The 22,940-nt window shown below is 65.6% G+C and carries 27 protein-coding genes; 10 read left to right on the plus strand and 17 right to left on the minus strand.

Annotated elements, in window-relative coordinates; translation table 11 throughout:
* Positions 1-26: 26 nt before the first annotated feature.
* Complete coding sequence (locus tag AC1DYK_RS22810) at positions 27-791, minus strand: hypothetical protein (protein WP_478168379.1); 765 nt, start codon at positions 789-791, stop codon at positions 27-29.
* 45 nt (positions 792-836) lie between these two features.
* Between AC1DYK_RS22810 and AC1DYK_RS22815 the strand changes: the two genes are divergently transcribed.
* The 3 genes from AC1DYK_RS22815 to AC1DYK_RS22825 are packed head-to-tail and all read left to right on the plus strand — an operon-like array spanning position 837 to position 2,920.
* Positions 837-1,433: a LemA family protein gene (locus AC1DYK_RS22815; protein ID WP_478168380.1), complete on the plus strand. Its 597-nt coding sequence runs from the start codon at positions 837-839 to the stop codon at positions 1,431-1,433.
* Positions 1,434-1,448: 15 nt separating this feature from the next.
* Complete coding sequence (locus tag AC1DYK_RS22820) at positions 1,449-2,372, plus strand: TPM domain-containing protein (protein WP_478168381.1); 924 nt, start codon at positions 1,449-1,451, stop codon at positions 2,370-2,372.
* A gap of 2 nt (positions 2,373-2,374) precedes the next feature.
* Complete coding sequence (locus tag AC1DYK_RS22825; protein WP_478168382.1) at positions 2,375-2,920, plus strand: TPM domain-containing protein; 546 nt, start codon at positions 2,375-2,377, stop codon at positions 2,918-2,920.
* A 606-nt stretch (positions 2,921-3,526) separates the two neighbouring features.
* Here AC1DYK_RS22825 and AC1DYK_RS22830 read toward each other — a convergent pair.
* Positions 3,527-3,664 (minus strand): hypothetical protein, encoded by a 138-nt coding sequence (locus tag AC1DYK_RS22830; protein ID WP_478168383.1) that lies wholly within the window; start codon positions 3,662-3,664, stop codon positions 3,527-3,529.
* Between the two features lie 558 nt (positions 3,665-4,222).
* On the opposite strand from AC1DYK_RS22830, the gene AC1DYK_RS22835 reads away from it, so the two are divergent.
* Genes AC1DYK_RS22835 through AC1DYK_RS22845 form a run of 3 tightly spaced genes read left to right on the plus strand, consistent with a single transcriptional unit; the run spans position 4,223 to position 6,056 of the window.
* On the plus strand, positions 4,223-4,639 hold the full coding sequence (locus AC1DYK_RS22835; protein WP_478168384.1) for a hypothetical protein: 417 nt from the start codon (positions 4,223-4,225) through the stop codon (positions 4,637-4,639).
* Positions 4,640-4,656: 17 nt separating this feature from the next.
* The gene (locus AC1DYK_RS22840) at positions 4,657-5,700 is read left to right on the plus strand and encodes a glycosyltransferase family 2 protein (protein ID WP_478168385.1); all 1,044 of its coding nucleotides are present in this window, start codon (positions 4,657-4,659) and stop codon (positions 5,698-5,700) included.
* 41 nt (positions 5,701-5,741) lie between these two features.
* Positions 5,742-6,056, plus strand: a complete 315-nt coding sequence (locus tag AC1DYK_RS22845) for a hypothetical protein (protein WP_478168386.1) — start codon at positions 5,742-5,744, stop codon at positions 6,054-6,056.
* Between the two features lie 82 nt (positions 6,057-6,138).
* Here AC1DYK_RS22845 and AC1DYK_RS22850 read toward each other — a convergent pair whose 3' ends face one another.
* The 15 genes from AC1DYK_RS22850 to AC1DYK_RS22920 form a co-directional block, all read right to left on the minus strand.
* On the minus strand, positions 6,139-6,453 hold the full coding sequence (locus AC1DYK_RS22850) for a cyclic nucleotide-binding domain-containing protein (RefSeq protein WP_478168387.1): 315 nt from the start codon (positions 6,451-6,453) through the stop codon (positions 6,139-6,141).
* A 13-nt stretch (positions 6,454-6,466) separates the two neighbouring features.
* Positions 6,467-7,633, minus strand: a complete 1,167-nt coding sequence (locus tag AC1DYK_RS22855) for a Gfo/Idh/MocA family protein (RefSeq protein WP_478168388.1) — start codon at positions 7,631-7,633, stop codon at positions 6,467-6,469.
* Positions 7,634-7,762: 129 nt separating this feature from the next.
* The gene (locus AC1DYK_RS22860) at positions 7,763-8,725 is read right to left on the minus strand and encodes a substrate-binding domain-containing protein (protein ID WP_478089746.1); all 963 of its coding nucleotides are present in this window, start codon (positions 8,723-8,725) and stop codon (positions 7,763-7,765) included.
* A 53-nt stretch (positions 8,726-8,778) separates the two neighbouring features.
* Positions 8,779-9,792 (minus strand): ABC transporter permease, encoded by a 1,014-nt coding sequence (locus tag AC1DYK_RS22865; RefSeq protein ID WP_478168389.1) that lies wholly within the window; start codon positions 9,790-9,792, stop codon positions 8,779-8,781.
* Positions 9,770-11,263 carry a sugar ABC transporter ATP-binding protein gene (locus tag AC1DYK_RS22870; protein ID WP_478168390.1) on the minus strand — a complete coding sequence of 498 codons (1,494 nt, stop codon included), beginning with the start codon at positions 11,261-11,263 and terminating at the stop codon, positions 9,770-9,772. The genes AC1DYK_RS22865 and AC1DYK_RS22870 overlap by 23 nt, the downstream gene beginning before the upstream one ends.
* Before the next feature lie 58 nt (positions 11,264-11,321).
* Positions 11,322-12,491 carry an ROK family protein gene (locus tag AC1DYK_RS22875; protein WP_478168404.1) on the minus strand — a complete coding sequence of 390 codons (1,170 nt, stop codon included), beginning with the start codon at positions 12,489-12,491 and terminating at the stop codon, positions 11,322-11,324.
* 300 nt (positions 12,492-12,791) lie between these two features.
* Positions 12,792-13,211: a F0F1 ATP synthase subunit epsilon gene (locus tag AC1DYK_RS22880; protein ID WP_478168391.1), complete on the minus strand. Its 420-nt coding sequence runs from the start codon at positions 13,209-13,211 to the stop codon at positions 12,792-12,794.
* Between the two features lie 9 nt (positions 13,212-13,220).
* On the minus strand, positions 13,221-14,636 hold the full coding sequence (gene atpD / locus AC1DYK_RS22885) for a F0F1 ATP synthase subunit beta (protein ID WP_478168392.1): 1,416 nt from the start codon (positions 14,634-14,636) through the stop codon (positions 13,221-13,223).
* A gap of 43 nt (positions 14,637-14,679) precedes the next feature.
* On the minus strand, positions 14,680-15,555 hold the full coding sequence (gene atpG / locus AC1DYK_RS22890; RefSeq protein WP_478168393.1) for a F0F1 ATP synthase subunit gamma: 876 nt from the start codon (positions 15,553-15,555) through the stop codon (positions 14,680-14,682).
* Between the two features lie 24 nt (positions 15,556-15,579).
* Complete coding sequence (atpA, locus tag AC1DYK_RS22895; RefSeq protein WP_478168394.1) at positions 15,580-17,133, minus strand: F0F1 ATP synthase subunit alpha; 1,554 nt, start codon at positions 17,131-17,133, stop codon at positions 15,580-15,582.
* 38 nt (positions 17,134-17,171) lie between these two features.
* Positions 17,172-17,702, minus strand: coding sequence for a F0F1 ATP synthase subunit delta (locus AC1DYK_RS22900; RefSeq protein WP_478168395.1), 531 nt, complete (start codon positions 17,700-17,702; stop codon positions 17,172-17,174).
* Positions 17,703-17,709: 7 nt separating this feature from the next.
* The gene (locus tag AC1DYK_RS22905; protein WP_478168396.1) at positions 17,710-18,180 is read right to left on the minus strand and encodes a F0F1 ATP synthase subunit B; all 471 of its coding nucleotides are present in this window, start codon (positions 18,178-18,180) and stop codon (positions 17,710-17,712) included.
* A gap of 80 nt (positions 18,181-18,260) precedes the next feature.
* A complete protein-coding gene (atpE, locus tag AC1DYK_RS22910) occupies positions 18,261-18,524 on the minus strand; it encodes a F0F1 ATP synthase subunit C (protein ID WP_019657641.1) in 264 nt (87 codons plus the stop codon).
* Between the two features lie 54 nt (positions 18,525-18,578).
* Positions 18,579-19,448, minus strand: coding sequence for a F0F1 ATP synthase subunit A (atpB, locus tag AC1DYK_RS22915; protein ID WP_478168397.1), 870 nt, complete (start codon positions 19,446-19,448; stop codon positions 18,579-18,581).
* Positions 19,449-19,460: 12 nt separating this feature from the next.
* A complete protein-coding gene (locus AC1DYK_RS22920) occupies positions 19,461-19,949 on the minus strand; it encodes an ATP synthase subunit I (protein WP_478168398.1) in 489 nt (162 codons plus the stop codon).
* Between the two features lie 173 nt (positions 19,950-20,122).
* Between AC1DYK_RS22920 and AC1DYK_RS22925 the strand changes: the two genes are divergently transcribed.
* The 4 genes from AC1DYK_RS22925 to lipA form a co-directional block, all read left to right on the plus strand.
* Entirely contained in the window at positions 20,123-21,028 is a 906-nt protein-coding gene (locus AC1DYK_RS22925) for a D-amino acid aminotransferase (protein ID WP_478168399.1), read from the plus strand.
* Positions 21,025-21,318 carry a YbeD family protein gene (locus tag AC1DYK_RS22930; protein ID WP_478092021.1) on the plus strand — a complete coding sequence of 98 codons (294 nt, stop codon included), beginning with the start codon at positions 21,025-21,027 and terminating at the stop codon, positions 21,316-21,318. The genes AC1DYK_RS22925 and AC1DYK_RS22930 overlap by 4 nt, the downstream gene beginning before the upstream one ends.
* Positions 21,318-21,995, plus strand: coding sequence for a lipoyl(octanoyl) transferase LipB (gene lipB / locus AC1DYK_RS22935; RefSeq protein ID WP_478168405.1), 678 nt, complete (start codon positions 21,318-21,320; stop codon positions 21,993-21,995). Before AC1DYK_RS22930 ends, lipB begins: the two co-directional genes overlap by 1 nt.
* Positions 21,996-22,014: 19 nt before the next feature.
* Positions 22,015-22,940: lipoyl synthase (gene lipA / locus AC1DYK_RS22940; RefSeq protein WP_478168400.1), on the plus strand; the 926-nt coding region annotated here is incomplete at its 3' end.

Here is a 22,940-nt window from a genome sequence, read left to right on the forward strand (position 1 = left end):
TTGCCTCGGTCGCGTGACCGCCGTGTTCATGGAGGCGCAGCCACCCAGCCTTCCACGACCGCGCGCAATTCGCCTTGGGCGGCCCGCCACACCAGCTCGGGCGCGGCCACGTGCACGCCGGGCGGGGCGAGGCGCAGGGCGATGTCGATCAGTTCGGCCACCTTGGACGCCCGCACCGGCTGCTCGCTGGCCGGCACCATGAAGCGGGCGATCGACAGCATCCAGGCCGCCAGCCGCTCGCCCGGGTTCGCGAAGCGGACCGGCGCCGGCTTGCGCGCCGAGCGCACCAGCAGCACGCGCTCGAAGCCCAGCGCCACCACGGCCTGCTCGTCGAGGCTGGCCAGGCCGTGCTTCAAGGCCTCCGGCAGCCGGCCCTGATCGTGCGGCAGGACCACCGCCAGCGTCTGCACGCCGCAGGCGCGCAACCAGCCCGCCAGGGCCGGCAATTGCGCGGGCTCGGGGGTCCACAGCGCGCGCTCGCGGTCGTAGTAGAGCCGCGGCGGCTCGAACAGCACCAGCGCGGTGTCGGCCCTGACCAGCGGCCATTGCGCGATCGGCAGCGCCGGCGTCAGCACGGTCTCGACGCCGCGCAGGCCGTCACGGATCGGCTCGCGCGCCAGCACGATGGTGTGGTCGAAGCGATGGCGGCCGGCCAGCCGGCGCACCAGCTCGTGGCCGAGCGCGCCGGTCGCGCCGGCGATCAGCAGCGTGCCCTTCGGCGGGCCGCCGTCCGAGCCCGGCACCGGCCTGCGGTGTGCGGCCTGCAGGACCTGGAGAGGATCGATCGCCATCCATCTATGCTACCTTTGCCGACTTCGCACAGAGAGGGTTCGGACATGTTGAAACGCTGGCTTCTGATCATCGTCGCGGCGCTGTCGCTCGCGGGCTGCGGCTACAACGACTTCCAGCGCCTCGACGAGGCCAGCAAGTCGGCCTGGAGCGAGGTGCTCAACCAGTACCAGCGGCGCGCCGACCTGGTGCCCAACATCGTGGCCACGGTCAAGGGCGAGGCCAACTTCGAGCAGGAGACGCTGACCCGCGTGATCGAGGCGCGCGCCAAGGCGACCTCGATCCAGGTCTCGCCCGAGACGCTTAACAATCCCGAGGCCTTCAACCGCTTCCAGCAGGCGCAGGGCGAGCTGTCGGGCGCACTGTCGCGCCTGATGGCGGTCTCCGAGCAGTATCCGAACCTGAAGGCCAACCAGGCCTTCCGCGACCTGCGCGTGACGCTGGAGGGCACCGAGAACCGCATCACGGTGGCGCGCAACCGCTTCATCCAGACGGTCCAGGAGTACAACGTGCTGGCCCGCAGCTTCCCGACCAACCTGACGGCCAAGGTGATGGGCTACGCGCCCAAGCCCAACTTCACGGTGCAGAACGAAGCCCAGATCTCGACGCCGCCGACGGTCGATTTCAGCGCGCCGAAGAAGTAGGCGACGCGCACCCGCATGACAGCTGTCCGCATCAGGCAGGCGCTGACGGCCCTCTTGCTGATGGCGGTGGCGCTGTTCGGCGCCCAGGCGCAGGGCCTGCTGCCGGTGCCCGCGCTGAACGCGCGCGTGATCGACCAGACCGGCACGCTGAGCGCGGCCCAGCGCAGCGCGCTCGACGCCAAGCTGCAGGACTTCGAGCAGAAGAAGGGCTCGCAGATCGTGGTGCTGATGGTCGCGACCACCCAGCCCGAGGACATCGCGAGTTACGCCAACCGGGTCGGCAATGCCTGGAAGATCGGCCGCAAGGCGGTCGGCGACGGCATCCTCGTGGTGGTGGCCAAGGACGACCGCAAGATGCGCATCGAGGTCGCGAAGACCCTCGAAGGCGCTGTGCCGGACCTTGCTGCCGCGCACATCATCGACGAGGCCATGAAGCCACGCTTCCGGCAGAACGATTTCGCGGGCGGCCTCGACGCGGCGGTCGACCAGCTCATGGCGCGCGTCAACGGCGAGGCGCTGCCCGAGGTCGATGCGCGCGGCGGCGACTTCGGCGACGGCCAGGGCTCCGGCCGCGGCTTCGACTGGCAGGACCTCGGCATCTTCCTGTTCGCCGCGGTGCTGGTGGGCGGCCCGATCGCGCGCCGCATCCTCGGCAAGATCCCGGGCTCGCTGGCGCTGGGCGGCCTGACCGGCGTCGTGGTGATGGTGCTCACATCGAGCCTCGTGATCGCGGTGCTGGCCGGGCTGGGCGCCCTGCTCTTCACGCTGCTGTCGATGGCCTTCGGTGCCGGTCCGTCCATCGGCCGCCGGGGCGGTGGCGGTTTCGGCGGCGGCGGCTGGGGCGGCGGTTCGTCTTCGGGTGGCGGTTCGTCTTCGGGTGGCTTCAGCTCCGGCGGCGGCGGCGATTTCGGCGGCGGCGGCGCCTCGGGAGACTGGTAGCCATGGCATCGCCCTCTTCTTCTTCATCCTCCCCCTCGCTGTTCGCGCGCCTGGGCCGCCTGTGGCGCCACCGCTGGACCGACGAGGCCGATGTGCGCCGCGCGCTGCCGGCCGAGCTGCTCGAGCGCCTGACGCGGCGCGTGGCAGCCAGCGAGCGGCGCCACAGCGGCGAGATCCGCATCTGCGTCGAGGCCGGCTTGCCGCTGTCCTACCTGTGGCGCGGCGCACCGGCGCGCGAGCGCGCGATCATGCTGTTCGGCAAGCTGCGCGTGTGGGACACCGAACACAACAACGGGGTCCTGATCTATCTGCTGCTGGCCGAGCATGCGATCGAAATCGTCGCCGACCGCGGCATCGATGCCCGTGTCGACGCCGCGCAATGGGCCGCGATGGCCCAGCGCATGGGCACCGCCTTCCGCGAGGGGCGCTTCGAGGACGGGCTGACGCAGGCGCTCGAAGAGGTCTCGGCCCTGCTGGTGGCGCACTTTCCGCTGGCCGAGGGGCACGCGGATCGCAATGAGCTGCCGGATGCGCCGGTGGTGCTGTAGGCAGCTCTGGCCTTTACTATGTCGACGATGGCGACACGACGCGGGCCGGGGCTTGAACGAAGGGCTTGACCTGAAAAAGCCGAGTAGCGGTCTTTCCGCCAGCCTGTACGCAATGAACGCACACACCTCGCAAGACGAGAAGGTCGGGATCCAGAAGACTACGCTGGAGCTCGCGCCCGCAGGGAGCGCGATTAGACCGGAGAGCCACACGGCGGCCCATACCGTCATCTCGATCATGTGAGAGAGATAGAGCGTGCAGGAGCAATCTCCGACAGAGACGAGAGGCTTCCAGACTCGCAGGCCAGCACGCTCCACCGCGGCCATGCCCAGAAGCAGAAGCGAATAGACAGCGCCGATCAGGACAACGCGCAGTGCCTCCGACGAACGCAGAAGAGAGGTTCCCCACTGGTCAATGTGCCGCCCCGACTTGTTGATCAAGGAGGGAAGCAGAAGCTGTACCGTCACAAGAGCGATGAAGTAGATCCAATAGGTCGGATAGATGCGGAGGCCTCGCTGCAATAGAAAGCCCGCGGAATCTGCGAATCCCTTGCGGTTCGCAGTGGTCATTGCCATGGCAATCCCGCTGACGACGAAGAAGAGATCCAGTCAGGTTTGCCCGAATGTGAAGAGATCCGGCAACACCGGGTGGGACAGGAACTTCTGGTCGAAACCATAGGCGTGAAACCCAAGCACCATGAGCGCGGCGAGTCCGCGCGCGGCCTGGAGGGTGTGAATTTTCTTCATGGGGCCCGCCCCAGACCGTCGCGATTCGAACTGGCGATGAACTTGGCGCCCAGCGATTGGCGAGCAGATCCCTTCTCCTGCTGGAAAGGCGCACGCCTTCTTTGCTCGTTGTCCGACTGAAACGCCACGGCAGGCGGCGAGTGTCAAGTTGTTGTCTTGGACTTTCAGCCCATCCGGCAATGCGAGCGGCATCAGGACTGCCGATGCATCCGCCCGCGAGACGGCAGTCAATCTGAAGATTGGAAGGTGGATAGCTTGGCGATCAGACGCTAGGAATCACGCATCGAGACGTCCATGAGATCGATCCGATACAGCCGATGGACATTTCTGAGATATCGCGAGAAGTCTCCGGGACTATCGATCGAGGACGTCAAAGAGAGAACTCTGCTTCCGAAGCAGACGCGTCTTATGGACGAACGATCGAGTCACTCGGTAGCCTTATCCGGTCTGCATCACTCGGTGCGCAGACGCTCCTCGGCGCTGCGGACCGTACCGCCGCTTCGGCCGCAATGCAGGCCCCGCCCTCATCCCTGATTCCCATTTGGACTTTTGCCAGCAATGCTCAGCCAACGAACTCTCATAGCGAAGCTTTCGGCTCTCGCCTGCATCACGCTGATCGGGTGTGGAGGCGGTGGCGCCGATGGCGCCTTCTCCGAAACTGCATCACACCCGCCAGAAGCTTCGAAGAATTCGACAACTTCACTGGAGGCCGTGAAGCCACTGACGGGTTGCACAGTCGAACTCTATGGAGACTCGATCTTGGCGGGCAACGGAGACGCCGAAACGCCGGCAATGACGCTGCAGCGCCTGCGACCCGGCATCGAAGTGATTGCAGACCATTCGGTAGCGGGCAAGCAACTCGCAGCGTTGGCGACGGTCTTTCCAAACGAAGCGCGCAGTGCTCGCATCGTGGTGATCGAGAACGGCGTGATCGACTCGTGGTACGGCTTGCCGGTAGCCAGTTTCGGGTCGTAAGCGGGGTCCAAGCCATGATGCACAACGAAGAGACCGCAGCGGCGACGATCGACTCATCGAATCCAAGCGTTGCAGTGGTCATTCCGTTCTACAACGGTTCCAGTTTCATCGAGCGGTGCCTGCGCAGCGTGTTCGAACAGACAATTCCGGCCAGCGAAGTCATCGTCGTCGACGATGGCTCGAACCGCGATGAACATGATCGTCTCAACGCGCTGGCCGCGAGCCATCCCATCAGGATCATAAAAAAGGAGAACGGCGGCCAGGGCTCGGCGCGCAATGCCGGCGTGGCGGCTTCGACTTCGAACTTCATCTGTTTCCTCGATCAAGACGATTTCTTCCTGCCGAATCACATCGAGATACTGTCCAAGGCCATCCCGGCCAACGACCCGCTCTTCGGCTTCGTCTATGCGGAACTCTACGAAGCCGATCAGGACGGCAATGTCCTCTACACATCCATCGTCAAACGGTACTCGAAGCAATTTCCCAAGCAGACGGTCTTCGACATGTTGCGGCACGACATGTTCGTCTTGCCTTCGGCGAGTCTGGTCAGCCGCGCGGCCTTCGACGCCGTGGGCGGCTTCGACGTCCAGTTCATCGGCTATGAAGACGACGACCTGTTCCTGCGGATCTTTCGCAAGGGCTACAGCAACTGCTTCGTCGACCGCGCGGTCACCGTCTGGTGCATCCACACCGAGAGCACATCGCACGGCATGCTGATGACGCGGAGTCGTTTCCGATACTTCAAGAAGCTGGTCGACATGTTCCCGGACCAGCCTGGGCTGAAGCGGTACTACCTGCGCGACTACTTGGCGCCTCGCTTCGGTCAGCTCTTTATCGAGCAAGCCATCAAGGCGGCGGAATCGAAGACCGCGTATCGCGAAGAACTCCTCGACAACTTGAAGACCTATGCCGCCGTAGTGGCATCGAATCCATACATAAGGCTCCGGTACAAGCTGAAGCTCAAATGCCTCGTTCACGCGGTTGAGAACAGTCTTCCAACTCTCTCGAAGGTGATCAGCCGACTTCCTGCGAATCCGGGAACCCTCGCGCAGCTTCGCTGAGACTGTTCGAGCTGGAAGCCGCGCCTGCTGCGGACCGCTTGATGGCCGAGCAATCTCTTTCCCAGCAGACTGCGAGTCGCAGCGCTTTGCTCGATCAGAAAGCGCAGGCCGAGAATGCGATGTCGTTGATGTTTGGCGAACCGTTGACTATGTCGTTGGACGTGTCGACGGACATCCTGGATCGGCCATTGGTGAAGGTCGCGCCAAGCATTCCGGCGCAGAATCGGCCATTGATAAAGGCAACGGTCGAGACCGCGCAAACATCGCATGACCTGTCGGTCACCGCGTTCAGGCAGGCCTTTTGCCAGTCACTGCAGCAAGTCGACATCGCAACGTCACACGCGCCGCTGAGCTGACACGCAGGTCAGGTTCTAGGCGGGGATTTTGCGGACTCGAGGGAACCGTAAGTCGGGGATCCGATGAAACGACGGGCGCGGCTCAGTAATCCTGCGAATCCAGCAGCCTGCGGTTCACCGCATGCACCGCGTCGAGTTCCAGTTGCAGTGCGCGCGTGACCTGCGGCAGCGTACGCAGCCGCCGATTACCTTCGCGAAGCCGCAGCGCGAGTTCCTTCGACAAGCCCAGCATCAGCCTCGCGGCGGCCGCGGGATGCTCGGCGATCGGGGTCAGCAGCGATGTCCGCGACAGCACGCCGCGCTTGACCTCGGTGATTGCGGTGCAACTCGCCGAGCGCGGTCCGCCGTCGATCACGCCCATCTCGCCGATCAGGCGGGCCCGTGCGATGCCCAGCACCCGGGCCCGGGCTTTACCAAGGTGTCCACTTCGCCTCGCTGGCTGCAGACGCCACCGCGCGTTCGATGAAGCGCACGCCGCGCGCGCCCTCCTCCACGCGCGGGTAGTCGGCGGCCAAGGGGTCCGCCTGCGTGCCCGCCAGCCGCGTCCGGATGTCCGCCGCCACGCCGCCATACACGTTGGCGAAGGCCTCGATGAAGCCCTCCGGATGCCCGCTCGGAAGCCGGCTCGCGCGCTGCGCTGCGGCGCACAGCCACGGCGAACCGCGCGTGAAGATTCGCTTCGGCCCGTCGTGCGGCAGATGCACCAGTTCGCTCGGCTGCTCCTGCCGCCAGACCAGCGTGCCGAGCGTGCCGGAGACGCGGAGGCGCAGATCGTTCTCCAGCCCCGTATTGACCTGCGAGGCGATCAGCACGCCACGCGCACCGCCGACGAAGCGCAGCAGCAGACTGCCATCGTCGTCCAACGGCCGCCCTGGCACCAGCGAACTCAAGTCGGCGCAGAGGCTCTCGATCTCGAGTCCCGTGACGGTCGCCACCAGGTGCTCGGCATGCGAGCCGATGTCGCCGATGGCCCCTGCGGCACCACTGCGCGCCGGGTCGCTGCGCCAGGCGGCCTGCTTGTTGCCCTCGCCTTCCAGTCGCGTCGCGAGCCAGCCCTGGTTGTACTCGACCACCACCTTGCGGATCTCGCCGATGTCGCCCGCGCGCACCATCTCGCGCGCCTGGCGGACCATCGGGTAGCCGGTGTAGTTGTAGGTGACGCCGAACACCGTGCCCTGCTTCGCCACCGCGGCGACCAGCGCATCGGCCTGTTCGCGCGTGTGCACCATCGGCTTGTCGCAAACCACGTGGAAGCCGGCCTCGACGAAGGCTTGGGCCACCGGAAAGTGGACGTGATTCGGCGTCACGATCGACACGAAGTCGATGCGCTCACTCGCCGGCCGCTTCAGTTCGTCGTCGAGCAGCGCGCGCCAGTCGCCGTGATTGCGGTCATCGGGCAGGAAAAGATCGCGGCCCGAGGCCTTGGCCTTTTCGGGGCTCGAAGACAGCGCGCCGGCCACCAGCTCGATCTGGCCGTCGAGCGCGATCGCCTTGCGGTGCACCGCGCCTATGAAGGCGTCGCGGCCGCCACCGACCATGGCGTAGCGCAGCCTGCGTGAAAAAGTGTCGTGTGTCATGCAGTTTCAAGCGCCGCGAAGCGCGCCCTTGGTGGAACACCGCGGAACCGGCTTTGCCGGGCCTCTGGTGTTGCCCCCGGTAGGGGGTGGGCGTCCCGACACGAAGTGCGGGACAACCTGGGGGCGAGCTCAGAAAGGCGAATCGGGGTGGTAGAAGGATTTCGCGTTGTCCTTCGTGATCAAGACCGAAGGAATGATCGTCGTCGCCGGCAGCTTCTCGCCCTTCAGCCGTGCCTCGGCCGTCAGCTTGATCGCGTCATAGATGAATTTCGGCGAGTAGCTCACGTCGGCCTGGATCCGCGGGTCCTTGCCGTCCATGATCGTCTTGACCATGCCCTTGGCACCCGCGCCCCCGAACACCAACAGGATGTCGTCGCGCTTGGCCTGCTCGATGGCCTTCAGCACGCCCACCGCCATGTCGTCGTCGGCGGCCCAGATGGCATCGATCTTCTTGAAGCGCGTCAGGTAGTCCTGCGTGACCTTGAAGGCATCGTCGCGGTTCCAGTTGGCGTACTTGGCATCCAGCAGCTTGATGTCCGGGTAGTTCTTGAGCACGCTGTTGAAGGCGTCCATGCGCTCGTTGTCCAGCGTGGTGGCGATGCCGCGCAGCGCCACGACATTGCCCTTGCCGCCCAGCTTCTTCGCGATGTACTCGGCCGGAATCTTGCCGAAGGCGGTGTTGTCGCCGGCGACGTACGCGTCCTGGGCGCTGGTGTCGGTGAGGCCGCGGTCGACCACCGTGACGTAGGTGCCCTTGGCCTTCACCTGGGCCACCGGCTTGGTGAGCGCGGCCGACTCGAACGGGAAGATCACGAGCGCGTTGATCTTGCTCACGGTCGACAGATCCTGCAGCTGGTTCGCCTGCTCGGGCGCGTTGGCCGCGGTCTTGATCGTGATCTTCAGGTCCTTGTGTTCTTTCTCGAGGTCCTTCTTGGCCTGGTTGGCCCAGTAGTTGATGCCGCCCATGAAGCTGTGCGTGGCCGCCGGGATCGAGACGCCGAGGTTGACCGGCTCGGCGGCCAGGGCCGGGAGGGCCGCGAAGCTCGCGGCGGCGACGGCGCTCAGCGCCAGGCGTCGGGTGACGGATTTCATGCTTCTTGTCTCCTGTGGTGAATGAACTTGAACGAACGAGAAACGTTTGCGGCCTAGCGCCGGCCGCGCTGAAGAAACGCCACGACGATGATCACGATGCCCTGCACCGCGGCGTTGAGGTACACGCTGATGATGCTGGTGAGGTTCAGAATGTTGCTGATGACCGAGAGCAGGATCGCGCCGATCACGGTGCCGGTGATGCTGCCCGCGCCGCCCTTGAGCGCGGTGCCGCCGACGATCACGGCCGCGATCGCCTCCAGCTCCCACAGCAGGCCGGTGGTCGGCGAGGCCGAACCCAGCCGCGGCACGTAGAGCAGCGTCGCGATGCCGACGCAGACGCCGAGCAGCACGTAGGTCATGATCTTCACGTGGTCGACGCCGACCGCGGCATAGCGCGCCACCTGCTCGTTGGAACCGATGGCCTGCACGTAGCGGCCATAGGCGGTGCGGTTGAGGATCAGGCCGCCGATCACCGCCACGACGAAGAACACCCACACCGGCACCGGGATGCCCAGCAGGCTCGCGTAATACACCGGCGCATAGAGGTCCGACAGCTCGTTGTCGAGCGTCAGCGCGCCGCCGTCGGCGAAGTAGGTCAGGTAGGCACGGAAGATGCCGAGCGTGCCGAGCGTCACGATGAAGGGCTCGATCCGGCCCTTGGTGATCAGCAGGCCGTGTGCGAGGCCGAACACCGCGCCGAGCAGCACCGCGAGCAGAGCGCCCAGCAACACCGCCAGCAGCGGCGATCCGAGCGCCGGGCCCATCGCGTTGATGAACATGATCACGCAACCCGCGATCAGCGCCGCCATCGAACCGACCGACAGGTCGATGCCGCCCGAGATGATCACGAAGCACATGCCGACCGCGATGATGCCGATGAAGGCGGTGCGGGTGAGCACGTTCATGGCGTTGTCGAGCGTGGCGAAGTCGCCGTTGAGCAAGGTGCCCGCGATGCACAGCAGCACCAGCCCGATGACCGGGCCGAAGCCGTGCAGGCGCTCGGTCCAGCGCGGGCGAGTGACCGGGCGGTGCGCGGCCTGGGCGCTAGGAAGCGGTTCCGGTGGCATGAGCGATCAAGTCCTCTTCGGTCAGATGTTCGGCATCGAGCGTGGTGACCAGGCGGCCCGCGCGCATCACCGCGACGCGGTGGCACAGGCCGATCAGTTCCATCAGCTCGGAAGAGACGACGATCACGGCCAGCCCCTGACGGGCCAGGCGCTGGATCAGGAAATAGATGTCGCGCTTGGCGCCGACGTCGACGCCTCGCGTGGGCTCGTCGAGCACCACCACCTTCGGTTGCGGCTGGAGCACCTTGGCCAGCGCCAGCTTCTGCTGGTTGCCGCCCGACAGCGACGAGGCGCGCGCATCGAGGTCGCCGGTGCGGATGCCGTAGTCCTTCACCGCTTCGGCCAGCGCAGCGCGCTCGGCGTCGGGTTTCAGCCACGGCTGCGCATAGCGCTCGAGCGCCATCAGCGTGAGGTTCTGGCGCAGTCCGAGATTCACGTGCAGGCCCTTGCCCTTGCGGTCCTCGCTCAGGTAGGTCAGGCCGTGCTTGGCGGCGTCGCGCGGGTTGCGGAAGCTGCGCGCCCGGCCTTCGATCTCGACCGTGCCGCTCGCGGGGCGCAGCCCGAGCAGGCCTTCGAAGAGCTCCGTCCGGCCGGCGCCGACGAGCCCGGCGAAACCGAGGATCTCGCCCGGGCGCACCTCGAAGCTCGCGTTCTGCGCCCAGCCGGGCACCGTGAAATCCCGCACCTTCATGGCCGGCGCCGTCGCCGCGACGACCGCATCGCGCGGCGGATAGAGGTCCGCGAGTTCGCGCCCGACCATCAGGTTCGCCATCTGGTGGCGCGTGACCTCGGAGGTGGGCGACCGGGCCACGAAGCGACCGTCGCGCATCACGATCACCTCGTCGGTCACCTGCTCGACCTCGTCGAGCTTGTGCGAGATGTAGACGATGGTCACGCCGTCGGCGCGCAACTGCGCGATCAGCTTGAACAGGCGCTCGGTCTCGCCGGGCGTGAGCGTGGCGGTCGGCTCGTCCATGATCAGCAGCCGCGCGTGGCGCGAAATGGCCTTGGCGATCTCGACCAGCTGCTTCTCGGCCACGATCAGCCGCCGCACCTTGGTGGGCGGGTCGATGTCGAGCCCGACTTCGGCCAGCGCACTGGCCGCATCGCGCGCCATCGCAACGTCGTCGAGCAGCCAGCCCTTCTTCTTCTCGTGGCCGAGGAAGATGTTCTGCGCCACCGTGAGGTCTTCGGCGAGATTGAACTCCTGGTGGATCAGCACGATGCCCAGCGCCTCGGCCTCGCGCGAACTGGCGAACTGCTGCGGCTCGCCGTTCACCTTCAGCGTGCCGGCGGTCAGCGACTCGTAGCCCGCGAGCATCTTCATCAGCGTGGACTTCCCGGCGCCGTTCTCGCCGAGCAGGCCGTAGACGCGGCCCGGTTCGAGCGAAAAACTCACGCCATGCAGCACCTCCACCGGGCCGAAGGTCTTCACGACGTTGTCGAACTCGACCGCGACGGAACTCTTCACAACAGAACCTCCGTGCTTCGCACTGCGGTGCGAGCGCCTTCGGGCGGCCGGGCGGCGCTCATGGCGCCACCCCGCGCACCTTGAGCGTCTCCTGCATGGCGAGCACGCCGGCGCCGATCAAGCCGGCCTGCGCACCCAGCGGCGTGTACTGGATCTCCAGGTGCCGCGTCGACAGCGCCAGCGAGCGCTGGTAGACACTTTGCCGCACGGCGGCGAGGAACAGCGGACCGATGCGCGTGATGCCGCCGCCGATGAAGACGTGCGACGGATTGAAGAAGTTCACGATCGACGCCAGCATCTGGCCGATCAGGCTGCCGGCGCGTTGCACGATGGCATTGGCGGCAGCGTCGCCGGCACGGCTGGCCTGGCCGACGTCGACGGCCTCGATGCGGCCCTGCACCCGCAGGCACTCGGCCAGCGCGGCGCTCTCGCCGGCTTCGGCGGCCTGCACCGCCATCCGCGTGATAGCCGGGCCGGCCGCCATCGCCTCGACGCAGCCCAGGTTGCCGCAATGGCAGCGCGGGCCCTCCTGGTCGACGCAGATGTGGCCGACGTCGCCCGCCGAGCCGGCGGCGCCGCGGTACACCTCGCCGTGGCAGACGATGCCGCAGCCGATGCCGGTGCCGACCTTGATGACCAGGAAGTTGGAAAGCGACCGCTTCAGCCGCCAGAGTTCGCCGAGCGCCATCAGGTTGACGTCGTTGTCGACGAACACCGGCGCGGCGTAGTCCTCGCGCAGGTAGTCCCGGATCGAGAAACTGTCCCAGGCCGGCATCAGCGGCGGATTCACCAGCTGCCCGATGTCGAAGTTGACCGGGCCCGGCACCCCGATGCCGATGCCGAGCACCTGCCTGGCCTCGAAGCCGACCCGGGCGAGCAGTTCGCGCACCAGCACGCGCACGCGCGCCAGCACCACGCCCGGACCTTCGCGCACATCGGCCGTTTCCGCGTGATGCACGAGCACCTGGAGGTCGAGCCCGAGCACCGCGACATCGAGGCTGGTGGCGCCGATGTCGACACCCACCACGACACCGAGGCCAGCATGCAGCCGGAGGTTTTCGGGCCGGCGTCCGCCGGACGATCGCTGCAGGCCCGCTTCGGCGAGCAGGCCCTGCTCGACCAGGCCGGCGATCAATGAATTGGCCTTGCTCTTGGAGAAGCCGAGCTGCTCGGCAATGCCATGGCGCGACCCGCCGGCCGACCAGAACGTGGTCTCCAGCAGAAGCATCTCGTCCGCGGTCAATCGGCTCCAGGGGGCCAAGTGCATGTCTCCGTCATCGTTCTTCGGTGCTACCGGCCCGTGAGCCGTGCAGCGAAGCGAATACTAGAGCCGGCGCTTCAGCCCAACAAGTCTGAACTTCGGCCAAATAAAAGTCGAAGTGGAGTCTCGCTGCTTCCCCAAACGCAAAAGCCGCCCGAAGGCGGCTTTCTTTTCCAGAAACACCGCGGAACCGGCTTTGCCGGGCCGCTGGTGTTGCCCCCGGTAGGGGGTGGGCGGCTACACGAAGTGAGCCAACCTGGGGGCGAGCTACTTTTTCTGGCGGTACTTGCGCAGCGCTGCCAGCTGAGCAGCCATCACCGTCAGTTCCGACTGAGCCAGCGCGATGTCGATGTCGGTCTTGGCGTTCTTCAGTGCCTCTTCGGCGGCGGTCTTGGCGGCGTTCGCCTTCTCGTCGTCGAGGTCCTTGCCGCGGATCGCGGTGTCGGACAGCACGGTCACCGTGGTGGGCTGCACTTCGAGAATGCCACCGGCCACGAAGACGAATTCCTCGCCGCCGTCGGCCGTTTCGATGCGCACCGCGCCGGGGCGGATGCGCGTGATCAGCGGCGTGTGGCGCGGGTAGATGCCGAGCTCGCCGGCTTCGCCGGGGAGCGCGACGAACTTGGCCTCGCCGGAGAAGATCGACTCCTCGGCGCTGACCACGTCGACGTGAATGGTGCCTGCCATGGGGATTCCTTAAGCGACCTTCTTGGCCTTTTCGAACGCTTCGTCGATGCTGCCCACCATGTAGAACGCTTGTTCCGGCAGGTGGTCGGCTTCGCCGTTCACGATCATCTTGAAGCCGCGGATGGTCTCGCTCAGCGGCACGTACTTGCCGGGCGAGCCGGTGAACACTTCGGCGACGTGGAAGGGCTGCGACAGGAAGCGCTGGATCTTCCGTGCGCGGGCCACGGCCAGCTTGTCTTCGGGTGCCAGTTCGTCCATGCCCAGAATGGCGATGATGTCGCGCAGTTCCTTGTAGCGCTGCAGCGTGCCCTGCACGGCGCGGGCCACGTTGTAGTGCTCTTCGCCGACGACCAGCGGGTCGAGCTGGCGCGAGGTCGAGTCCAGCGGGTCCACGGCGGGGTAGATACCGAGCGAAGCGATGTCGCGCGACAGCACCACGGTGGAGTCCAGGTGGGCGAAGGTGGTGGCGGGCGACGGGTCGGTCAAGTCGTCGGCGGGGACGTACACGGCCTGGATCGAGGTGATCGAGCCGACCTTGGTCGACGTGATCCGCTCTTGCAGACGACCCATTTCCTCGGCCAGCGTGGGCTGGTAGCCCACGGCGGAAGGCATCCGGCCCAGCAGTGCCGACACTTCGGTACCGGCCAGCGTGTAGCGGTAGATGTTGTCGACGAAGAACAGAACGTCGCGGCCTTCGTCGCGGAACGACTCGGCGATGGTCAGGCCGGTCAGTGCCACGCGCAGACGGTTGCCCGGGGGCTCGTTCATCTGGCCGTAGACCATGGCCACCTTGGACTCGCCGAGGTTCTCGAGGTTCACGACGCCGGAGTCGGCCATCTCGTGATAGAAGTCGTTGCCTTCGCGGGTGCGCTCACCGACGCCGGCGAACACGGACAGGCCCGAGTGCGCCTTGGCGATGTTGTTGATGAGCTCCATCATGTTCACGGTCTTGCCGACGCCGGCGCCGCCGAACAGGCCCACCTTGCCGCCCTTGGCGAACGGGCAGACCAGGTCGATCACCTTGATGCCGGTTTCCAGCAGGTCCTGCGAGGGCGAGAGTTCGTCGTACGCGGGGGCCTTGCGGTGGATCGAGGCGGTCAGCGTCTGGTCGACCGGGCCACGCTCGTCGATCGGCGCGCCGAGCACGTCCATGATGCGGCCCAGCGTCGCCTTGCCCACGGGCACGGTGATCGGGGCTTGCGTGTTGGTCACGATCAGGCCGCGGCGCAGGCCGTCGGAAGAACCGAGCGCAATCGTGCGAACCACGCCGTCGCCGAGCTGCTGCTGCACTTCGAGGGTCAGTGCGCTGCCTTCGAACTTGAGGGCGTCGTAGATCTTCGGCATCTTGTCGCGCGGGAATTCCACGTCGACCACGGCGCCGATACATTGAACGATCTTGCCTTGAACTGCTTCTGCTTGAGCCATGTCTGCTCCGATAAAAATTTAAATCTGTTGAGGGCCGAGGGGCTCAGACGCCCGCGGCCGCCGCGGCGCCCGAGACGATCTCCGACAGCTCTTTGGTGATGCCGGCCTGGCGGGTCTTGTTGTAGACCAGCTTGAGCTCGTCGATCACGTTGCCGGCGTTGTCGGTCGCCGCCTTCATGGCCACCATCCGCGCCGAATGCTCGGAGGCCATGTTCTCGGCCACCGCCTGGTACACCAGCGATTCGACATAGCGCACCAGCAGTTCGTCGATCACGCTTTGGGCATCGGGCTCGTAGATGTAGTCCCACGAGTGATGGCCCGATTCGGTGCGAAGCGTGTCCGCGGCCAAGGGCAGCAGCTGCTCCACCACCGGCTCTTGCTTGATGGTGTTGATGAACTTGGTGTAGCAGAGGTACACGGCCGAGATCTTGCCCTCGGCGTAGGCGTCGAGCAGCGTCTTGACCGGCCCGATGAGCTTGTCGAGGTGCGGCGTGTCGCCCAGTTGCGTGACGTGCGCGACGACGCGGGCGCCGATGCGGTTCAGGAAACCCAGGCCCTTGTTGCCGATGGCGACCGACTCGATCGCGCTGCCGGCGCTCTGCGCCTCGCGCAACTTGGCCGTCACCGCACGCAGCAAGTTGGTGTTCAAGCCACCGCACAAGCCCTTGTCGCTGGTGACGACGATGAAGCCGACCGCCTTGGCGTCGCTCGTCTTCATGAAGGCGTGCGTGTACTCCGGGTTCGCCTGGCCGAGATTGGCCGCGATGTTGCGGATCTTCTCGCTGTAGGGGCGGGCGGCGCGCATGCGTTCCTGCGCCTTGCGCATCTTGGAAACCGAGACCATTTCCATGGCCTTGGTGATCTTCTTGGTGTTCTCCACCGATTTGATCTTGCCGCGGATTTCCTTACCAGCTGCCATGAGCGTTCCTTCCTTGGTCGTCGATCAGGCGAACGACTTCTTGAACGCGGCAACCGCCGTGTTCAGTTCGGCTTCGGCGTCCTTGTCGAGCGCCCTGGACTGTTCGATCTTGTCGAGCAGCGCGCCATGGCTGGACTTCAGGAACTGGTGCAGGCCGTGCTCGAAAGACAGGATCTTCTTGATTTCGACGTCGTCCATGAAGCCCTTGTTGACCGCGAACAGCGTGGCACCCATCAGCGAGATGGGCAGCGGGCTGTATTGCGACTGCTTGAGCAGTTCGGTCACGCGGGCGCCGCGGTCGAGCTGCTTGCGGGTCGCTTCGTCGAGGTCGGAGGCGAACTGCGCGAACGCAGCCAGTTCACGGTACTGCGCCAGGTCGGTACGGATACCGCCCGACTGGCCCTTGATGATCTTCGTCTGTGCCGACGAACCCACGCGCGACACCGAGATACCGGCGTTGATGGCGGGACGGATGCCGGCGTTGAACAGGCTGGTTTCCAGGAAGATCTGGCCGTCGGTGATCGAGATCACGTTGGTCGGAACGAAGGCCGACACGTCGCCGGCTTGCGTTTCGATGATCGGCAGTGCAGTCAGCGAACCGGTCTTGCCCTTGACTTCACCCTTGGTGAAGGCTTCGACGTAGTCGGCATTGACGCGGGCTGCGCGCTCGAGCAGGCGGCTGTGGAGATAGAACACGTCGCCGGGGTAGGCTTCGCGGCCTGGCGGACGGCGCAGCAGCAGCGAGACCTGGCGGTAGGCCACGGCTTGCTTGGACAGGTCGTCATAGACGATCAGCGCATCTTGCCCGCGGTCGCGGAAGTATTCGCCCATCGTGCAGCCCGAGTAGGCGCTGACGTATTGCATGGCGGCCGATTCCGAAGCGGAGGCGGCGACCACGATGGTGTATTCCATCGCGCCGGCTTGTTCCAGCGAACGCACCACGTTCTTGATCGACGAAGCCTTCTGGCCGATCGCGACGTAGACGCAGGTCATGTTCTGACCCTTCTGGTTGATGATCGCGTCGATCGCCACGGCGGTCTTGCCGGTCTGGCGGTCGCCGATGATCAGCTCGCGCTGGCCACGGCCGATCGGCACCATCGAGTCGATCGACTTCAGGCCGGTCTGCATCGGCTGGTCGACCGACTGGCGGGCGATCACGCCCGGGGCGACCTTCTCGATCACGTCGGTCATCTTGGCGTTGATCGGACCCTTGCCGTCGATCGGCTGGCCCAGGGCATTCACCACGCGGCCGATCAGCTCGGGGCCGACCGGCACTTCCAGGATGCGGCCCGTGCACTTGACGGTGTCGCCTTCGGAGATGTGCTCGTACTCACCCAGAATCACGGCGCCGACCGAGTCGCGCTCGAGGTTCAGCGCCAGGCCGAACGACGGCGAGCCGTCAGGCGACGGCGGAAACTCCAGCATTTCGCCCTGCATCGCGTCCGACAGGCCGTGCACGCGCACGATGCCGTCGGTCACCGACACCACGGTGCCTTCGTTGCGGATGTTCGCGCTGACGCCGAGACCCTCGATGCGGCTCTTGATCAGTTCGGAAATTTCTGCGGGATTGAGTTGCATGACTCTTTCCTTCTTTCTTTGTAAGGGGCTGGCGGCCTTCAGGCTGCCAGCGCAACTTTCATTTGTTCAAGGCGCGCTTTGACGGAGGTGTCGAGCACTTCGTCACCGACGACCACACGAATGCCGCCGATGAGCGACGGGTCCTGCTGGACCGTGAACTGCAATTTGCGGCCGAAACGCTTTTCGAGCGTGGCGGAGATGTTGGCCAGGGCGGCGCCGTCGATCGGGAAGGCGCTGTACACCACGGCATCCGACGAGCCGGCCTGCGCGTTCGCCAGCGCGCGGAACTGCTTGGCGATCTCGGGCAGCGCGGTGAAGCGGCCGTTCTCGAGCAGTGCCAGCAGGAAGTTGTTCGCGTGCGGCGGCAGCGGCGAACCGTGCGCGCTGGCGACAACACCGAGCACCTGCTCGGGCGTGGCCTTGGGGTTGTCCGCGAACTGAAGCAGATCGGGGTTGCCGGCGATGGCCGCGACGTCGTCGAGCCAGGCGCCGGTGGCGCGCAGGTCCGACGAGGACGCCTGGAACAGCGCTTCGGCGTAGGGACGTGCGATGGTGGCGAGTTCGGCCATGGCGTGATCAGAGTTCGGTCTGCAGGCGGGCCAGCAAATCGGCGTGGACGGCCGGATTCACTTCCTTGCGCAGGATCTGCTCGGCGCCCTTGACGGCCAGCGCGGCGACTTGCTCGCGCAGGGACTCGCGCGCCTTCACGGCTTGCTGCTCGGCTTCGACACGGGCGGCCGCAACGATCTTGTTGCCCTCTTCCGTGGCGCGGCCCTTGGCCTCTTCAACGATGGCCTGCGCACGACGTTCGGCATCGGCAAGACGCTGGGCGGACTCGTTGCGCGCCTGGCCGAGTTCGACTTCCACGCGCTTGTTGGCGGCGGACAGTTCGCTCTTGGCACGGTCGGCGGCGGCGAGGCCATCGGCGATCTTCTGGGCACGATCGTCCAACGCCTTGGCGATCGGCGGCCACACAAACTTCATCGTGAACCCGACAAGAATCAGGAACACGATCATCTGGACGATCAGGGTACCGGTAATGCTCACTTTTCACCCTCTCTTTGGGAATGAATCCGAGGCCATTCAGCGCAGAACGACATGGGTTCGACGAGAAAGCCTGGACCCGATTACTTCGGCAGGTTGGCGATTTGCGAGAGGAACGGGTTGGCCGTTGCGAACCACAGCGCGATACCGGTACCGATAATGAACGCGGCGTCGATCAGACCAGCCAGCAGGAACATCTTGGTTTGCAGTTCGCCCATCAGCTCGGGTTGACGCGCAGCCGACTCGAGGTACTTGCTGCCCATGATGCCGATGCCGATACATGCACCGACAGCGCCCAGACCGATGATCAGGCCGGCGGCCAATGCGACAAAGCTGATAACTTCCATGATGACTCCTAGAGGACTTTGGTTGAAGAGAAAAGAAAAAACGAAAACAGATGATCAGTGATGATCGTGCGCCTGGCCAATGTAGACCAGCGTCAGCATCATGAACACGAACGCTTGCAGCGTGATGATCAGGATGTGGAAGATGGCCCAGGCCGTGCCCGCGATGATGTGGCCGAGCGCCAGGAAGATGCCGGTGGCGGACAGCGTCCAGGCGCCGCCCATCAGGGCGATCAGCAGGAAGATCAGTTCGCCGGCATACATGTTGCCGAACAAACGCATGCCGTGCGAGACCGTCTTGGCGACGAACTCGATCATCTGCATGGCGAAGTTGAAGGGGTACAGCGCCCAGTGGTTGCCGAAAGGCGCCGTGAAGAGTTCGTGGACCCAGCCGCCGAGGCCCTTGATCTTGATGTTGTAGTACAGGCAGATCAGCAGCACCGACACCGACAGGCCCATGGCCACCGAGAGGTCGGCGGTCGGCACGACACGCATATAAGCATGGTGCGGGTCGCCACCGGCGATGCCGAAGATCTGCGCCCAGATGGCCGGGAACAGATCGACCGGAAACAAGTCCATCGCGTTGAGCATGAAGATCCACACGAAGATCGTCAGCGCCAGCGGGGCGACGAACTTGCGGCTCTGGGCGTTGTGGACGATGCCCTTGGCCTGCTGGTCGACGACCTCGATCAGGATCTCGACCGCGGCCTGGAAGCGGCCCGGGACGCCCGAGGTGGCCTTGCGGGCGGCCAGCCAGAGGATCCAGCAGCCGAGGATGCCGAGCAGGATCGAGAAAAAGAGCGAGTCGTAGTTGAAGACGGAGAGATCGGCTACACCTGCAGGCTTGGAGCTCTGCAGATGCGTCAAGTGGTGAACGATGTATTCACCAGCGGTCATACCGTGTTCCGCAGCGTTTTCAGCAGCCATCCGTTACTCGTCTCAAAGTTTCAGGCGCCTGGGGGCCAGCATCACTGCCACCCAAGCCGCCTTCATTGTCACCACCAAGCCCACCAGCATCGCCGGCCAGCTCAGCGCCGTAATCAGCCTTGGCGCGGCGATCAGCATCGCCACCGTCAAGGCCATCTTGACCATTTCCCACAAAAAGAACCCGAACACCGCAGTGCCCGGATTCAGGGACGCAAAGCGTCCGGTCAGCCCTCGCGCGAACACCGCAGCGGGAATGACCACCGCCAGCGCGCCGTATCCGGCGGACCATCCCAGATTTTGCCTCCCCGTCAGACCCCAGGCGGCCAACGCCACCAGCAAGCCCGCCACGACCTGAATCGCGATCACGCGCCACGGCGAGATCAACGGCTTCCTGTCGCGCAGCCGCTGGGCCTCCTCGGCAGTCAGCGGCTTGAAGTCGTCTTCCGGATCGTTGACATCCTCGGGGACTTCCCTCGATGCGTTGCGGGCGATTGTTTTCATTTCGAATGAAGCCCGGATGACGACCCAGAATTTCTACAAAGCCATTGATTATAAGTAAAAACCCATGGCATTCCGCCAGCCCGCACGGCGGAGGGGGAAAAGTTCCCTTGGCATGCGCCGAGGCATCCGCAAGCCGCTTGGGAAAGGCCCGAGCGCCCCCACCATAATTCCTTATGCACCCGATCGCCGACGCCCTCCCCGACGCCCTCTGCTACCTCGACGGCAGCTACACGCCGCTGCGCGACGCCAAGATCAGCGTGCTCGATCGCGGCTTCATCTTCGGCGACGGCGTCTACGAGGTGGTGCCCGCCTACGGCGGCCAGCCCTTCTGCTTCGACGAACACATGGCGCGGCTCGAGCGTTCGCTGGCCGAGCTCCAGATCCGCAATCCGCTCTCCGCGGCGCAGTGGCGCGCGATCGCCATGCGGCTGGTCGACGCCGCGGCACCCGCGCAGCGCGCGGGCATGCAGGGCATCTACATCCAGGTCACGCGCGGCGTGGCGCCGCGCGATCATGCGATGCCGCAGGGCCTGCAGCCGACGGTATTCGTGATGGTGAACCCCATGAAGCCGGTCGCCGATGCGGTGCGCGCCAAGGGCGTCGCCTGCGTGAGCGCGCCCGACTTCCGCTGGCAGAAGGCGCACATCAAGACCACCAGCCTGCTCGGCGCGGTGCTGGCGCGCCAGATCAGCGTCGAGGCCGGCGCCGCGGAAACCATCATGTTCCGAGACGAGGGGCTCAGCGAGGCCTCTTCCAGCAACGTCTGGATCGTGAAGGATGGCGTCGTGAGCGGTCCGCCCAAGGACCAGTGGGTGCTTGCGGGCATTCGCTACGGTCTGATCGAGCGCCTCTGCGCCGACGCCGGCATCCCCTTCACGCTGCGCCGCATCGCCCGCGACGAGGTCTTCGGTGCCGACGAACTGCTGCTGTCTTCCGCCAGCAAGGAAGTGCTGCCGGTGGTCACGCTCGACGGCCGCAGCATCGGCGCCGGCAGCCCCGGCCCGATCTACCAGGCGCTCTACGCCGGCTACCAGCGGGCCAAGGCCCGCAGCCCCCAAGACCAAGGAGTTCCCGCATGACCACCGCACCCGACGCCCCGCTCGACGCCCGCAAGGAATCGCTGATCGAGTACCCCTCGAAGTTCCCGATCAAGGTGATGGGCGCGAAGGCCGACGGCTTCGTGCACGCCGTGACGCAGATCGCCGAGCAGTTCGATCCGCAGTTCGACGCCACGACCGTCGAACTGCGCAACAGCAAGGCCGGCAACTACCTGGGCGTGACGATCACGGTCACGGCCACCAGCCGCGAGCAGCTCGACGACCTCTACCGGGCCCTGTCGAGCCACCCGATGGTGAAGGTGGTGCTCTGATCGCTGCGCTCGAGACGCGGCTGCTCGGCCGCGTCGACTACGCCCCGACCTACGCGGCGATGCGGCAGGCGACGCTGGACCGCAGCGCCGACAGCCCCGACCAGTTGTGGCTCTGCGAGCATGCGCCGGTCTACACCCAGGGCCTGGCGGGCAAGGCCGACCATGTGCTGAACCCCGGCGAGATCCCGGTGATCCAGACCGACCGCGGCGGCCAGGTGACCTACCACGGTCCCGGCCAGGTGGTGGCCTATCCCCTGATCAATCTGAAGCGGGCCGGCTACTACGTGAAGGAATACGTGTACCGGATCGAGGAAGCCGTGATCCGCACGCTGGCCCATTTCGAGGTCACGGGGCACCGGGTTGCCGGCGCGCCCGGCATCTACGTGCGCTTGGACGATCCGTTTTCGCATGCCGCGCTGACCGGGCCGCGGCACCTCGCGGACCCCTTCCGCGGCCTCGGCAAGATCGCCGCGCTCGGCATCAAGGTCAGCGGCCACTGCACCTACCACGGCGTCGCGCTCAACGTGGCGATGGACCTGGAACCCTTCACGCGCATCAACCCTTGCGGCTACGCGGGGCTCCAAACCGTCGACCTTTCTACAATCGGCGTTCAAACAACCTGGGACGAAGCCGCGCAGGTGCTGGGCAGCAAGCTCGGCATCTACCTCGCGCCCTGAGCCCCGTCAAAGAGAAGCCATGAGCACACTCGACGTTGTCCGCGACGCCCAAGGACCCGAAAGCTACAACCCCCTCGCCAAGCAGAAGGCCGCGGCCAAGCTGTCGCGCATCCCGGTCAAGGTGGTGCAGGGCGAGGTGCTCAAGAAGCCCGAGTGGATCCGCGTCAAGGCCGGCTCGCCGACCACCCGCTTCTACGAGATCAAGCAGATCCTGCGCGAAAGCAACCTGCACACGGTCTGCGAGGAAGCCTCCTGCCCCAACATCGGCGAGTGCTTCGGCAACGGCACCGCCACCTTCATGATCATGGGCGACAAGTGCACCCGGCGCTGCCCGTTCTGCGACGTCGGCCACGGCCGGCCCGATCCGCTCGACACCGACGAGCCGCTGAACCTCGCSAAGACCATCGCCCGGCTGCGCCTCAAGTACGTGGTGATCACCAGCGTCGACCGCGACGACCTGCGCGACGGTGGCAGCCAGCATTTCGTCGACTGCATCCGCAACATCCGCGAGCTTTCGCCGCTGACCCAGATCGAGATCCTGGTGCCCGACTTCCGCGGCCGCGACGATCGCGCGCTCGAGATCCTCAAGGCCGCGCCGCCCGACGTGATGAACCACAACCTGGAAACCGCGCCGCGCCTCTACAAGGAAGCGCGCCCGGGCAGCGACTACCAGTTCAGCCTCAACCTGCTGAAGAAGTTCAAGGCGCTGCACCCTCAGGTTCCGACCAAGAGCGGCATCATGGTCGGCCTGGGCGAGACCGACGAGGAGATCCTGCAGGTGATGCGCGACATGCGCGCGCACGACATCGACATGCTGACCATCGGCCAGTACCTGTCGCCCAGCAACAGCCACCTGCCGGTGCGCCGCTACGTGCATCCCGACACCTTCAAGATGTTCGAGGAAGAGGCCTACAGGATGGGCTTCAGCCATGCGGCAGTGGGCGC

Source organism: Variovorax sp. P2_H12, from assembly GCF_056403395.1.